The 825-nt window shown below is 61.6% G+C and carries 1 protein-coding gene and 1 pseudogene; one reads left to right on the top strand and one right to left on the bottom strand.

What is annotated here, in order from left to right; genetic code table 11:
• The first annotated feature begins 168 nt into the window (after positions 1-168).
• Positions 169-369 (top strand): hypothetical protein, encoded by a 201-nt coding sequence (locus AC0L3P_RS39900; protein ID WP_354167319.1) that lies wholly within the window; start codon positions 169-171, stop codon positions 367-369.
• 138 nt (positions 370-507) lie between these two features.
• Here the strand turns inward: AC0L3P_RS39900 and AC0L3P_RS39905 are convergent.
• Positions 508-825: pseudogene (locus AC0L3P_RS39905) on the bottom strand (hypothetical protein); the annotation flags it as partial.

The following is an 825-nucleotide window of genomic DNA, read 5'->3' on the forward strand; positions in this document are numbered from 1 at the left end:
GCTGAGGTAGAGCGGAGTCATGATTTTTGCCTGCCGGGACCAGCTTAGTTCCCCGTGCGCCGCGAGCACAAGTAAATTGCCGAAATTGTCCGCATGCACCAGGACGCTTGACGCGGAGCGCGTCTCACACTGAAATCCGATTTTCAGTGATGTTGCGGGGGTTGCGTCGTGGAAGAATTTTATAGGGGCTTCGCGCAGCGGGCGCGCGATCTGGCGGAGAACGCGGACCCATTCACCAAGCGGCGGCTACTCGACCTGGCCCAGCGATACGATCTCAAGAGCAGACCGGGAGCCCCGGGCGGTCGGACTCTCCCGCCACCGCGCGCGACGCCACCGACGGTGCTGTTTTCCGGCTCCGGCGAAGCTTAAAACTAGTCGAAGCGCGGGCCGGTCGTCGGGTTTCTATGTCTTCATGACCGGAGGTATCGGCCGCCCGCGGTCGCGGTGCTCGCGTTAGTACAAGCTGGGCCCTATTGCACCGAATCGCGCTGACCGCGGCGCGAGGAGTCATCGCCTGCGCCGCGCGATCTCGTCAGCGACCATGCCCTCCGCCCGCACCAGCCGCTCATGCAGGGTCTCGAACAGATCGAGGATGTCATCATTGGTTTCATTCTTGCCCTGCTCGATGGCTTCGGCGACGAGCTCATGGAGAGGCGTCTCCTTCAATTGATCTTTCTTCAGAAGATCCTCAAAAAGGCTATCGCTGGTCGGCTGCGGTTGGATGCGTCCGTCGGAATTGCACCAGACCGTGAAAGTCTGTTGTCCCAGAACGGCGTGCTCGACCATCTCCGCATCCAACGGAATCAGCGTCCCCCAGGCCTCGCC

The organism is Bradyrhizobium sp. WSM4874 (assembly GCF_055811835.1).